This is a genomic window from Haemophilus parainfluenzae (assembly GCF_014931275.1).
Lineage (GTDB): Bacteria > Pseudomonadota > Gammaproteobacteria > Enterobacterales > Pasteurellaceae > Haemophilus_D.
In genome coordinates this window covers 627501-639805 of record NZ_CP063110.1, presented here as the reverse complement: position 1 = coordinate 639805, position 12305 = coordinate 627501, and the positions used below count along the sequence as shown (strand labels likewise).

At 42.3% G+C, this 12305-nt stretch carries 12 protein-coding genes and 2 rRNA genes (1 of these 14 only partly in view); 5 read left to right on the top strand and 9 right to left on the bottom strand.

Translation table 11 applies throughout. From position 1 onward, the window contains the following. Positions 1-85: 85 nt before the first annotated feature. Together oxyR and fabR are read left to right on the top strand one after the other, a co-directional pair. The gene (gene oxyR / locus INQ00_RS03100; RefSeq protein WP_065244052.1) at positions 86-991 is read left to right on the top strand and encodes a DNA-binding transcriptional regulator OxyR; all 906 of its coding nucleotides are present in this window, start codon (positions 86-88) and stop codon (positions 989-991) included. A 25-nt stretch (positions 992-1016) separates the two neighbouring features. After that, the gene (fabR, locus tag INQ00_RS03095; protein WP_054418423.1) at positions 1017-1640 is read left to right on the top strand and encodes an HTH-type transcriptional repressor FabR; all 624 of its coding nucleotides are present in this window, start codon (positions 1017-1019) and stop codon (positions 1638-1640) included. A 67-nt stretch (positions 1641-1707) separates the two neighbouring features. Here the strand turns inward: fabR and INQ00_RS03090 are convergent, their stop codons facing one another. Next, complete coding sequence (locus INQ00_RS03090; protein ID WP_070776263.1) at positions 1708-2526, bottom strand: 5'-nucleotidase, lipoprotein e(P4) family; 819 nt, start codon at positions 2524-2526, stop codon at positions 1708-1710. 250 nt (positions 2527-2776) lie between these two features. Here INQ00_RS03090 and ftsB point away from each other — a divergent pair, with 250 nt between their 5' ends. Genes ftsB through ispF form a run of 3 tightly spaced genes read left to right on the top strand, consistent with a single transcriptional unit; the run spans position 2777 to position 4211 of the window. Next, entirely contained in the window at positions 2777-3055 is a 279-nt protein-coding gene (gene ftsB / locus INQ00_RS03085; RefSeq protein WP_054418419.1) for a cell division protein FtsB, read from the top strand. Beyond that, positions 3055-3738 (top strand): 2-C-methyl-D-erythritol 4-phosphate cytidylyltransferase, encoded by a 684-nt coding sequence (ispD, locus tag INQ00_RS03080; RefSeq protein WP_197547280.1) that lies wholly within the window; start codon positions 3055-3057, stop codon positions 3736-3738. The genes ftsB and ispD overlap by 1 nt, the downstream gene beginning before the upstream one ends. Further along, entirely contained in the window at positions 3735-4211 is a 477-nt protein-coding gene (gene ispF, locus INQ00_RS03075) for a 2-C-methyl-D-erythritol 2,4-cyclodiphosphate synthase (protein ID WP_197547279.1), read from the top strand. The genes ispD and ispF overlap by 4 nt, the downstream gene beginning before the upstream one ends. Positions 4212-4273: 62 nt before the next feature. Here ispF and mscL read toward each other — a convergent pair whose 3' ends face one another. From mscL to INQ00_RS03035, 8 genes are all read right to left on the bottom strand, one after another. Next, positions 4274-4657: a large-conductance mechanosensitive channel protein MscL gene (gene mscL, locus INQ00_RS03070; protein WP_197547278.1), complete on the bottom strand. Its 384-nt coding sequence runs from the start codon at positions 4655-4657 to the stop codon at positions 4274-4276. 78 nt (positions 4658-4735) lie between these two features. Continuing rightward, positions 4736-6112: a Trk system potassium transporter TrkA gene (gene trkA, locus INQ00_RS03065; protein WP_197547277.1), complete on the bottom strand. Its 1377-nt coding sequence runs from the start codon at positions 6110-6112 to the stop codon at positions 4736-4738. Then, complete coding sequence (locus tag INQ00_RS03060) at positions 6109-6924, bottom strand: glycosyltransferase family 2 protein (RefSeq protein ID WP_197547276.1); 816 nt, start codon at positions 6922-6924, stop codon at positions 6109-6111. Before INQ00_RS03060 ends, trkA begins: the two co-directional genes overlap by 4 nt. After that, entirely contained in the window at positions 6925-8262 is a 1338-nt protein-coding gene (gene rsmB, locus INQ00_RS03055; RefSeq protein WP_197547275.1) for a 16S rRNA (cytosine(967)-C(5))-methyltransferase RsmB, read from the bottom strand. It lies immediately after the preceding gene. Further along, positions 8262-9218 carry a methionyl-tRNA formyltransferase gene (gene fmt, locus INQ00_RS03050; RefSeq protein WP_197547274.1) on the bottom strand — a complete coding sequence of 319 codons (957 nt, stop codon included), beginning with the start codon at positions 9216-9218 and terminating at the stop codon, positions 8262-8264. Before fmt ends, rsmB begins: the two co-directional genes overlap by 1 nt. 59 nt (positions 9219-9277) lie before the next feature. Further along, on the bottom strand, positions 9278-9787 hold the full coding sequence (def, locus tag INQ00_RS03045; RefSeq protein WP_065244041.1) for a peptide deformylase: 510 nt from the start codon (positions 9785-9787) through the stop codon (positions 9278-9280). Between the two features lie 122 nt (positions 9788-9909). Then, positions 9910-10025: ribosomal RNA gene (gene rrf / locus INQ00_RS03040) — 5S ribosomal RNA — on the bottom strand. A gap of 145 nt (positions 10026-10170) precedes the next feature. After that, positions 10171-12305, bottom strand: a 23S ribosomal RNA gene (locus INQ00_RS03035); it runs 765 nt beyond the window's last position.

The window sequence follows — 12305 nt, the reverse complement described above, 5'->3', positions numbered from 1 at the left end:
TAGGCATTATAGAAAGTTTTGTGATATAGTCATAATCAATTAATTCTATCCTTTTAATTGACATATTCTATAAAGTGAGAACCCTATGAATATTCGTGATTTAGAATACTTAGTAGCCCTTTCCGAGTTTAAACATTTCCGTCGAGCGGCGGATTCTTGCAATGTTAGCCAACCCACTTTAAGTGGCCAAATCCGCAAACTCGAAGATGAGTTAGGCATTATTTTACTTGAACGTACGAGCCGTAAAGTGCTCTTCACGCAATCGGGCATGTTACTTGTCGATCAAGCTCGCACTGTATTACGCGAAGTAAAATTACTCAAAGAAATGGCTAGCAATCAAGGTAAAGAAATGACAGGTCCATTACACATTGGATTAATCCCAACCGTTGGTCCTTACCTACTTCCTTATATTGTACCAACATTGAAAGAAACTTTCCCAGATTTAGAAGTATTTCTTTACGAGGCCCAAACTCACCAACTATTAGAACAATTAGAAACTGGCCGATTAGATTGTGCGATTGTGGCTCGCGTACCCGAAACTGAAGCGTTTATCGAAGTGCCTATTTTTGATGAAAAAATGTTACTCGCTGTATCCGACCAACATCCTTGGGCTTCAGAAAGTAAAATTGCCATGAATACCTTAAAAGGGCAAGAAATGCTTATGTTGGATGATGGGCATTGCTTACGTAATCAAGCACTCGATTATTGTTTTACGGCCGGTGCTAAAGAAGACTCTCACTTCCAAGCCACTAGCCTTGAAACGTTGCGTAATATGGTGGCAGCTAATGCAGGCATCACCTTTATGCCAGAACTTGCTGTATTAAATGAAGGCACACGTGCAGGTGTAAAATATATTCCTTGCCATTCGCCAGAACCGTCTCGTACTATTGCTCTCGTTTACCGCCCAGGTTCACCATTACGTAATCGCTATGAACGCGTTGCAAGTGCGGTCAGTGAACAAGTTAAATCGATTTTAGCGAATAAAAAATAATTTATCATAAGCTGAGGAAAACCAAATGGCTGGTGTTCGAGCAATTCAAAAAGAAAAAACCCGTCGGGCCTTAATTGACGCCGCATTCAATCAGTTGAGTGCAGAAAAAAGCTTTTCTAATTTAAGCTTACGTGAAGTTGCCCGTGAAGCGGGCATTGCACCAACTTCTTTCTATCGCCACTTTAGCGATATGGATGAGCTCGGATTAGAAATGGTAGATGAAGCAGGTTTAACCCTCCGTCAATTAATGCGCCAAGCGCGTAAACGTATTGATGCTGGCGGTAGTGTGATCCGCGTATCCGTGGAAACCTTTTTTGAATTTATCACTCACAGCACCAACGTGTTCCGTTTGCTCTTACGTGAAAGTTCGGGCACATCTCAGGCTTTCCGTACTGCAGCCGCTCGTGAAATCAAACACTTTGTTGATGAATTGGCTGAATATATTGCGAAGAAAAATCACTACTCGCAATATGTGTCTTATGTTCAGGCTGAGGGAATGGTAACCATCGTATTCACGGCAGGTTCCAACGCTTTAGACATGACAAAAGCTGAACAAGATTTACTAAAAGAGCGTGTTATTTTACAACTTCGCATGCTGGCGAAAGGCGCGGACTTCGCATCTCATAAAGAAAAAATGATGCGAAAATAGACCGCACTTTTAGACTAAAACAAAACACCCGCATCTCTGCGGGTGTTTGTTTATCTCAAGAAGGGAATTATTTACCATCCCAAGCTTTAACTGCATCTAAACGTGCTTTTACTTTGCTGCTTGAATCGCCTTTGAAATAATCTTTTGCTAAGCCGCCTTCAAAGCCACCGTAGTTCGGGTTAGGTAATACGATGAATGTTTTACCAAATTTCGCTTTGTTTTGTGCCACGAAATCACGACGTTCTGCATTTTGTTTACCGTAGATCGCATCACCGAAGTCATCTAGGTTATCACCCACATAAACGACGATTTCATAACCTTGTTTTTCAATTTCTTCAAAACGTGCTGCTTTTGGTGATTTATCTTTTTTCAAGTAAAACGCTGAATCTTCAACACCATTAAAACCTAAACGTTTCATGTCATCAATCGTACCTGCTTTTTCATTGCTGTCTTTACGATTAGAAACATAGAACATTTTACCGCCATGGGTATTTACATAGTTATTGAATTCTACTGCACCTGGTACCACACCTGATTGACGAGCTTCTACCCAACGAGTCCAGTCTTTGCCATCAAATGGTTTATTGTTTTGAACTTGCCAACCTGCATAAGGGCTGTTATCTAACATGGTTTCATCTAAGTCCACCACAACAGCTTTTTTCTTACCTTTTTTCACTTTAGCGTGATCAAATGCCACTTTTGCCGCATTGTATGCTTGGTAAGAAAGGGCTTGGTATTCACCTGATTGTTGAATCCAGTTAAGACCTAATACCGCTTGTTGTTGAAGCTGCGCATCCGCTTCTGCACTCTTATTTTGAGTCGCACAACCAGTTAAAATAAATGCTGACATCGCTGCAATAGCAGTAAGTTTTAATGTTGTTTTCATTGATTGTTCCTTCTGTTAAAAAGTCATAATGACAAGCAAAAGTATAACAAGCCTATTCGGGCAGTGACTATGGGTTTATCAAACTTTATAACTGATTTGTGAGAGAGATCACATTTTTAAGTTTTAAGTTACCTGATAAGCCAAATAAGATCACTTCAAAAATCATCTTATTTTTAACCGCACTTTTTCATCGCATTTCGCTGTATTTCACGGTAAACTATCCCAAGTTTTCAGAAATAATAGGTAATTTATGCGTCTTTTCATTGGAATTTTAGTGGGTGTTCTCGTGCTATTTCAGTACGATCTCTGGTTTGGTAAAAACGGCTATTTTGACTACAAAGATGTGGCCGCTCAAATCAAAGAGAATAAAGCTGAAAATGAAAAGCTCTCACAAAGAAATCAAATGATTTCCGCCGAAATTCAAGGATTAACAAAAGGCTTTGAATCGATTGAAGAGCGTGCACGCATGAACCATGATATGGTCAAACCAAACGAAGTGTTCTATCACATCGTCAAAGAGCATAAATAATGAGTCGCGAAATTATTGCCGTCATTCCTGCTGCGGGTGTTGGAAGCCGTATGCAAGCAAACAAACCGAAGCAATATCTGAAAATCCTAGACAAGACGATTCTGGAACATACACTCTCTATTATTCTATCCCACCCTGCAATCAATCGCGTTATTCTTGCAGTAGGAAAAAATGATCCCTATCTTTCTGAAATAACTTTATTTCCACACAAAAATATTACACTTATTGAAGGTGGTGAAACACGAGCAGAGTCTGTTCTCAATGGGCTGAAAGCGATTAAAAATGAGCAAGCTTGGGCATTAGTGCATGATGCAGCCAGACCTTGTTTAACCCATCAAGATTTAGATAAATTGCTCCAAATCGATGATGAACACGGCGCTATTTTGGCCATTCCAGCGGTCGATACGATTAAACGCGCGAATAAACAACAAGATATTATTAAAACAGAAGATCGCGCTGAACTTTGGCTTGCACAAACACCTCAATTTTTCCGTTGCGATCTATTAAGAAATGCACTTAAACAGGGGCTCTCTCAAGGTGCTAATATTACAGATGAGGCCTCTGCGATGGAACTGGCTGGATTTCGACCGCACTTGGTCGCGGGACGAAGTGATAATATTAAAGTGACACGTCCAGAAGATTTAGCTTTAGCCGAATTTTATTTAACAAGGAAAACTCTATGATACGAATTGGACATGGGTTTGATGTTCATGCCTTTGGTGAAGATCGCCCTTTAATTATTGGTGGCGTTGAAGTGCCTTACCATACTGGATTCATTGCCCACTCTGATGGTGATGTCGCTTTACATGCCTTAACGGATGCCTTATTAGGTGCGGCAGCATTAGGGGATATTGGTAAACTCTTCCCTGATACTGATATGCAATATAAAAATGCAGATAGCCGTGTTTTATTACGAGAAGCATTCCGCAAAGTACAAGAAAAAGGTTATAAAGTAGGTAATGTGGATGTAACCATTATTGCACAAGCCCCTAAAATGCGTCCTCATATCGATGCAATGCGAGCGAAGATTGCGGAAGATTTACAGTGCGATATTGAGCAAGTAAACGTGAAAGCAACCACAACAGAAAAACTTGGCTTTACCGGTAGAAGTGAAGGTATAGCTTGCGAGGCTGTCGCATTATTACTCAAAGCTTAAATTTCAGATAAAAGAAAAGGTTGGTAAAATACCAACCTTTTTTTATTTAAATTAAATTCTTATTATTTTTTTAATAAATCGCGAATTTCAGTAAGTAATTCTTCTTGTGAAGGACCTTTTACTTCTTCTACTGGTTTTTTCACTTTGTTGATACCTTTGATCATCATGAAGATTGCGAATGCAATGATGATGAAATCAAAGACGTTTTGAATAAATACACCGTAGTTTAATGTTACTGCTGGAGTGTCACCTACCGCTTGTGCTAACGTGATTTTCAAATCTTTGAAATCTACGCCGCCAGTTAAAATACCTAATACAGGCATTACTACGTCACCTACAAGTGAACTTACGATTTTACCAAAAGCACCACCGATGATCACACCGACTGCCATATCTACTACGTTGCCGCGCATTGCGAATTCGCGGAATTCTTTAAGAAAGCTCATAAAATTTCCTTTTGTGTTGGTTTAAAAAATTAAAAGAGTGCGTATTATAGGTTTTCAGATTAAAAAGTAAACTGTTATTTAAATAAAAAATGCACTTGGTTGGAATAATTTTTCAATTTCTGACACGGATTTCTTGTCATTAATATAAACAATCACATTATCGCCTTCTTCAATAACAACCTGACGACGAGCAATGATTACTTCATTTTTACGTAAAATTGCCGCAATCATTGCCCCTACAGGCAGCTTTATATCGCCAATTTGTCTTCCAACCACATTGGATGTTGTCGCATCGCCATGCACAACTAGTTCAATGGCTTCCGCGGTACCATGACGCAAAGAGGCCACATTTTTGATATCCCCTTTACGCACATGTCCTAATAAAGCGGAAATTGTCGCTTGTTGTGGTGAAACCGCGATATCAATGGTTCCGCCTTGAATCAAATTGATATATGCCATGCGCTGAATCAGTACCATCGCCTTTTTGGCACCCAGACGTTTTGCCAGTAATGCCGACATAATATTGGCTTCATCGTCCGCACTTAATGATAAAAAGACATCGACGTTCTCAATATGCTCTTCAAAAAGTAAATTCTGGTCAGAAGCATCACCATGGAAAACAAGGGTTTTAGAGAGTTTCTCAGCCAACACTTTTGCTTTTTCACCATCACGCTCAATGAGTTTTACTTGATACTTATCTTCTAGCTGTTTTGCTACACCTGAGGCAATATTCCCACTGCCCACAATCATGATACGCTTGTAGGTTTTCTCAAGGCGTTGTAATTCGCTCATTACCGCTTTAATGTGCTCTGTCGCACAAATGAAGGTAATTTCGTCTCCCGCCTCAATAATGGTCGAACCTTGCGGGCGAATTAATTTATCATTACGTAAAATTGAAATGATTCGGCAATCAATATGTGGCATATGCTCTTTAATAGCGGATAACGCATAACCCACTAGAGGACCACCGTAATACGCTTTTACAATCACAATGCTAATCCGATTATTAGCAAAATGCGCCACTTGCAACGCACCTGGATAAGCAATTAAGCGTGTAATCTCATCTGTAACTAAATTCTCTGGCGAAATCAGATGATCGATTGGTACGTTTTCATCATTAAATAATTTATCTTTCTCACGCAAATATTCCGCATTACGAATACGTGCAATACGGGTTGGTGTGTTGAAAAGTGTATATCCCAACTGGCAAGCAATCATATTAGTTTCATCAGATGCGGTTACGGCAACCATCAAGTCTGCATCTGCTGCCCCAGCATCTCGTAAAATCTTGGGTGAAGAAGGCGAACCTTTAACCACACGTAAATCATGCTTATCTTGCAAATTCTGCAAATGTTGGGATTCATTATCGACTAGCGTGATATCGTTATCTTCACTCACTAAATTTGCCGCAAGTGTTGTGCCTACTTGCCCTGCACCTAAGATGATTATTTTCATTCTGTTCTCTCCACAACCAAGGGGCGGATGCCAATTTCAGCTGAATTTAGACCGCACTTTAATGCTTCAATACGGCGACAAATGGTCGCCGTTACTTGTTCTGCTTCTGCCATTTTTTCTGTAGTAATCGAAGAATCTTGTTTACCAAATAACAGACCATTGAGCAAACGTTCTGCATGCATCCCTTCACGACAAAAATGCAACACGCCTACATCTTCAAATAATGTCGCTACTTTTGCCGTTTTAGTGGTTGCAATGCCTAAAGCGCCATCTTCACCGCCGAGCTCTCGGAATAATTGATGTGCAGGAAATCCGCCACACGCTAAGAAAAAAGCTTTATTGAAAACGATATTTCCCCCGCAGGTCATGCGCATATATTGCCATGCCTGATCAAAATTAGGGTGTTCTGCATAACGTTTGGCTAAATTTATCGGTTTTAATGCTAATCTCACCACCGACGTATCTGGCTGAAAATAAAATGTTGCCGCAGCTACTTCTAATGCTCCCGGTTCATATGCATCATCCGCATCTAAAAACGCAACAAAATCGACCGCACTTTTAGCAGAGAGCATCGCACCCCAATTTCGAGCTATCGCGACACCACTATTTTTCGCCATTTGCTCGACAGAAATTCTGTCAGGATATTGTGCTGCAAGCTGTAAGGCTAATGCAAATGTATTATCTGTCGACACATCATCAATCAGCCAAAGACGACCAAGATTACCTTGCAGCAACACAGATTCCACTGCTCGAACAAGCGTTTGTTCCGCGTTATAGCAAGGAATAACGACATCAATTAAAGGCAAATTCATTTAAGCTGACCGTTTTCTCAATTTTGCATAATAGAACCCATCCCCGCCATTCTCTTGTGGTAAGAATTGGATTCCAATCGTATTTTCCGTTTGTTCAAACGGCAATAGCATTAATTCTGCATCGGGTGTTTCAGCTAAAAAATGCTGTATTTGCTGACTGTTCTCATCAGGAAGCACCGAGCAAGTCGCGTAAAGCAAAATGCCATTAGGTTTCAATTTTGCCCAAAGCGCTTTGAGGATTTGTCCTTGCAAGGCAACCAATTGAACAATATCCGTTTCTTGACGTAGCCATTTAATATCCGGATGACGACGAATCACCCCTGTTGCCGAGCAAGGTGCATCTAATAAAATACGATCAAAGGATACACCACTTAAACCTATTTCTGAAAGCCACTTTTCAGGCTCGGTCGCATCACCACAAATAACAGTCGCCTGTTGATTCAACCGGGCAAGATTTTCTTCGACGCGTTTTAAGCGATGAGCCTCGACATCAAGCGCAATCACTTTCGCTTGCGGTGCCATCTCTAAAATATGTGTAGTCTTCCCACCTGGGGCTGCACAGGCATCTAAAATTAATTCATCATTTTGTGGCTCAAGCAATAAGGCTGACCACTGCGCATTGAGATCCTGAACGGTTACTGCACCTTGTTCAAAATTCGGTAGTTTCGAAACAGAAAGCGGTTGAGCTAAACGTAAAGCATGTGGATTATCACATTCAAATGCCGCTATTTCCTGCTCTTCCAACAAAGTGCGGTAAGTTTTCGTGTTATTTTGCTGTTGATTGACCCGTAACCACATTGGTGGCTTTTGGTTATTCGACTCAATAATTTCACGCCAATTCGGATAAGCTTTTTTGATTTTATTCACAAACCATTCAGGATGAAGCGTTTGCCAATGTTTATCTACTACAGCAAGAATATCTTCTTGTTCCCGTAAGAAGCGACGCAATACACCGTTAACCAAACCACGGAAACTATCCGATTTTAATAATTTTGTGGCATTAACTACTTCATCTACCGCCGCATGAGCGGGCACTCGCATATAAAGTAATTGGTACAACCCTACTAATAACAAGCAATGCACGATGCGGGTTTTACCCTTCAATGGCTTATCTAATAGCTTTTTTATAATATTTTCTAAACGAGGCAATACGCGACAAATACCAAAGGTGATTTCCTGTAATAAAGGCAAATCCTGTGGTTTTACCTGCGATTGCACGTCAAGAAGCAACGTTGATAAGGACTTACCTTGATCTAAAACCTGTAAAATCACTTGAGCAGCAATAGCGCGTACCGAAAGTGCGGTCGATTTTTCCGTTTTTTTTCGTTGAAATACCATTAGTTTAGAACCTTACCAACCTGGAACCAATCTGCTCGACCATTGAGGAAGTCCTGCACCGACATAGGTTTCTTGCCTGCAGGCTGAAGTTGCAATAAATTTAAAACGCCTTCTTTCGTAGCAATTTGGATACCTTTTTTATCGACACTTAAAATCGTCCCAGCTGGTTTATCCAAATGTGGCAACACGGCAGCAGCATAAACTTTTAGGGTTTGTTCATTACCTTGCTCATCAGTTAACTGTAGGAAACTAATCGGCCAAGGATTAAATGCGCGAATATTGCGTTCAAGCTGGGCTGCCGATAGCGACCAATCTAATTTAGCCTCTTCTTTAGAAAGTTTCTCTGCATAGTTACTTTGGCTATCATCTTGTTTTTCTGCAATGAATTTCCCTTCTTCCAAATGATCTAAAACATCAATCAATGCAGATGGCGCAATTTCAGCTAATTTATAGTAAAGTGAGGCGGAGGTTTCTTGCGCATCAATATCGCAATACACTTTGTGTAACATATCGCCAGTATCTAAGCCTGCATCCATTTGCATAATCGTCACACCAGTTTGTTGATCTCCTGCCCAAATAGACCGCTGAATAGGTGCCGCGCCACGCCAACGTGGTAAGAGAGAGCCATGCACATTTAAACAACCTAAACGAGGCATATTCAACACTGCTTGAGGTAAAATCAAACCATAAGCGACAACAACCATTACATCAGCATTTAACGCTTTAAGCTCTGCTTGTGCTTCTTCTTTACGCAAGGATTTTGGTTGATAAACAGGAATTTGATGCTGTTCTGCTAATTGTTTTACAGGACTCGCCTGCAATTTTTTACCGCGGCCAGCCGGTTTATCTGGTTGCGTATAAACAGCAATAATATTGTGATGAGAATTTAAAAGTGCAGCAAGATGCTGTGCTGCGAAGTCCGGGGTACCGGCAAAGATGATATTCAATGGTTTCATAATGTTCTACGTTATGGCGTTGATAGGAAAAGTGCGGTCATTTTATACCGCACTTTTGATTATTGTTTTGCAATTTGTTTTTTATATTTCACTAATTTTTCTTTGATACGTTGACGTTTCAACGGTGAAAGATAATCCACAAATAAAATACCGTTCAAATGATCGATCTCATGCTGAATACAGATTGCTAATAAACCATCTGCATCAATCGTAAATTCTTTACCATGGCGATCTAACGCTTTTACCGTGACTTTTTCTTTACGAGGCACTAAAGCACGGAATCCAGGAATAGACAAACAACCTTCTTCTATGCCTGTTTCACCTTCTGAGGTCAAAATTTCTGGATTGATCAACACTAATTGATTTTGTTTGTCGCCTTCAATATCAATCGTAATAATACGCTGCAAGATATCTACCTGCGGAGCTGCAAGACCAATGCCTTCTTCTTGGTACATCGTATCAAACATATCATCTACAATTTTGCGAATGTCATCATTGACTTCGACAACTGGCTCACAAACAATCTTTAGGTGATCATCTGGATAAATTAATACATTAAGTGCGGTCATATTTTCTCTTGTTTTATAAAAATTACAGCGATGATTGTATCATAGAATCAACGCTTTGCTAAAATATTGAAAACTCCATAAACAAAAACCCCAAGCTCTTCAGCTTGGGGTTCACATTCAGTACCTGGCGGTGTCCTACTCTCACATGGGGAAGCCCCACACTACCATCGGCGCATCGGCGTTTCACTTCTGAGTTCGGTATGGGGTCAGGTGGGACCACCGCTCTATCGCCGCCAGGATTATTCCTTTAATAACTTTTCTCTCTTTCTGTTCCGCTATCTCTAGCGCTCACAACCAAACAAGCTGATAACCTTCAAAACTTTCTTCTCTTTCTTCTCTGAGTCTGTTTCGTCTTCTCAACACCCAAAACCCTTGAGCGTTGTATAGTTAAGCCTCTCGGGCAATTAGTACATGTTAGCTCAACGGCTCGCACCGCTTACACACCATGCCTATCTACGTCTTAGTCTTAAACAACCCTTACAGATTTTAAATCTGGGAGAACTCATCTCTTGGCAAGTTTCGTGCTTAGATGCTTTCAGCACTTATCTCTTCCGCACTTAGCTACCCGGCAATGCGTCTGGCGACACAACCGGAACACCAGTGGTGCGTCCACTCCGGTCCTCTCGTACTAGGAGCAGCCCCAACCAATTCTCCAACGCCCACGGCAGATAGGGACCGAACTGTCTCACGACGTTCTAAACCCAGCTCGCGTACCACTTTAAATGGCGAACAGCCATACCCTTGGGACCTACTTCAGCCCCAGGATGTGATGAGCCGACATCGAGGTGCCAAACACCGCCGTCGATATGAACTCTTGGGCGGTATCAGCCTGTTATCCCCGGAGTACCTTTTATCCGTTGAGCGATGGCCCTTCCATTCAGAACCACCGGATCACTATGACCTACTTTCGTACCTGCTCGACTTGTCTGTCTCGCAGTTAAGCTTGCTTATACCATTGCACTAACCTGACGATGTCCGACCGTCATTAGCAAACCTTCGTGCTCCTCCGTTACTCTTTGGGAGGAGACCGCCCCAGTCAAACTACCCACCAGACACTGTCCGAGACCACGTTTCGTAATCTTCGTTAGAACATCAAACGTTAAAGGGTGGTATTTCAAGGACGCCTCCACAATCACTGGCGTGACTGCTTCTAAGGCTCCCACCTATCCTACACATCAAAATTCAATGTTCAGTGTCAAGCTATAGTAAAGGTTCACGGGGTCTTTCCGTCTAGCCGCGGGTACACCGCATCTTCACGGCGATTTCAATTTCACTGAGTCTCGGGTGGAGACAGCCTGGCCATCATTATGCCATTCGTGCAGGTCGGAACTTACCCGACAAGGAATTTCGCTACCTTAGGACCGTTATAGTTACGGCCGCCGTTTACTGGGGCTTCGATCAGGAGCTTCTCTTTCGATTACACCATCAATTAACCTTCCAGCACCGGGCAGGCATCACACCCTATACGTCCACTTTCGTGTTTGCAGAGTGCTGTGTTTTTAATAAACAGTTGCAGCCAGCTGGTATCTTCGACCGGTTCAACCTTCGCCCGCAAGGGACTACAATCTACGCCGGCGCACCTTCTCCCGAAGTTACGGTGCTATTTTGCCTAGTTCCTTCACCCGAGTTCTCTCAAGCGCCTGAGTATTCTCTACCTGACCACCTGTGTCGGTTTTCAGTACGGTTTAGATAAACCTGAAGCTTAGTGGCTTTTCCTGGAAGTGTGGTATCGGTTACTTCAGCTCCGTAGAGCCTCGTCATCATCTCTCAGTGTTTAATAGAAGTCCGGATTTGCCTAAACTTCCCACCTACAAACTTAAACGCACATATCCAACAGTGCGATAACCTAACCTGCTCCGTCCCCACATCGCAGTTTATCCAAGTACGGGAATATTAACCCGTTTCCCATCGACTACGCTTTTCAGCCTCGCCTTAGGGGCCGACTCACCCTGCCCCGATTAACGTTGGACAGGAACCCTTGGTCTTCCGGCGAACGGGTTTTTCACCCGTTTTATCGTTACTTATGTCAGCATTCGCACTTCTGATACGTCCAGCAAACCTCTCGATTCACCTTCATCCGCTTACAGAACGCTCCCCTACCCAACAGACTTTCGTCTGATGCCGCAGCTTCGGTGCTATATTTGAGCCCCGTTACATCTTCCGCGCAGGCCGACTCGACTAGTGAGCTATTACGCTTTCTTTAAATGATGGCTGCTTCTAAGCCAACATCCTAGCTGTCTAAGCCTTCCCACTTCGTTTCCCACTTAATATAGACTTTGGGACCTTAGCTGGCGGTCTGGGTTGTTTCCCTCTCCACGACGGACGTTAGCACCCGCCGTGTGTCTCCTGAGTATCACTCTTCGGTATTCGTAGTTTGCATCGGGTTGGTAATCCGGGATGGACCCCTAGCCGAAACAGTGCTCTACCCCCGAAGGTGTCCGCTCAAGGCTCTACCTAAATAGATTTCGGGGAGAACCAGCTATCTCCCGGTTTGATTGGCCTTTCACCCCCAGCCACA

What these genes read in the sequence shown, in the direction of transcription:
- def (WP_065244041.1), bottom strand. Translation starts at nt 9,787, where the DNA reads ATGACCGCACTTAATGTATTAATTTATCCAGATGATCACCTAAAGATT.
- mscL (WP_197547278.1), bottom strand. Translation starts at nt 4,657, where the DNA reads ATGAGCTTTCTTAAAGAATTCCGCGAATTCGCAATGCGCGGCAACGTA.
- trkA (WP_197547277.1), bottom strand. Translation starts at nt 6,112, where the DNA reads ATGAAAATAATCATCTTAGGTGCAGGGCAAGTAGGCACAACACTTGCG.
- oxyR (WP_065244052.1), top strand. Translation starts at nt 86, where the DNA reads ATGAATATTCGTGATTTAGAATACTTAGTAGCCCTTTCCGAGTTTAAA.
- ispF (WP_197547279.1), top strand. Translation starts at nt 3,735, where the DNA reads ATGATACGAATTGGACATGGGTTTGATGTTCATGCCTTTGGTGAAGAT.
- INQ00_RS03060 (WP_197547276.1), bottom strand. Translation starts at nt 6,924, where the DNA reads ATGAATTTGCCTTTAATTGATGTCGTTATTCCTTGCTATAACGCGGAA.
- INQ00_RS03090 (WP_070776263.1), bottom strand. Translation starts at nt 2,526, where the DNA reads ATGAAAACAACATTAAAACTTACTGCTATTGCAGCGATGTCAGCATTT.
- fmt (WP_197547274.1), bottom strand. Translation starts at nt 9,218, where the DNA reads ATGAAACCATTGAATATCATCTTTGCCGGTACCCCGGACTTCGCAGCA.
- rsmB (WP_197547275.1), bottom strand. Translation starts at nt 8,262, where the DNA reads ATGGTATTTCAACGAAAAAAAACGGAAAAATCGACCGCACTTTCGGTA.
- ispD (WP_197547280.1), top strand. Translation starts at nt 3,055, where the DNA reads ATGAGTCGCGAAATTATTGCCGTCATTCCTGCTGCGGGTGTTGGAAGC.
- ftsB (WP_054418419.1), top strand. Translation starts at nt 2,777, where the DNA reads ATGCGTCTTTTCATTGGAATTTTAGTGGGTGTTCTCGTGCTATTTCAG.
- fabR (WP_054418423.1), top strand. Translation starts at nt 1,017, where the DNA reads ATGGCTGGTGTTCGAGCAATTCAAAAAGAAAAAACCCGTCGGGCCTTA.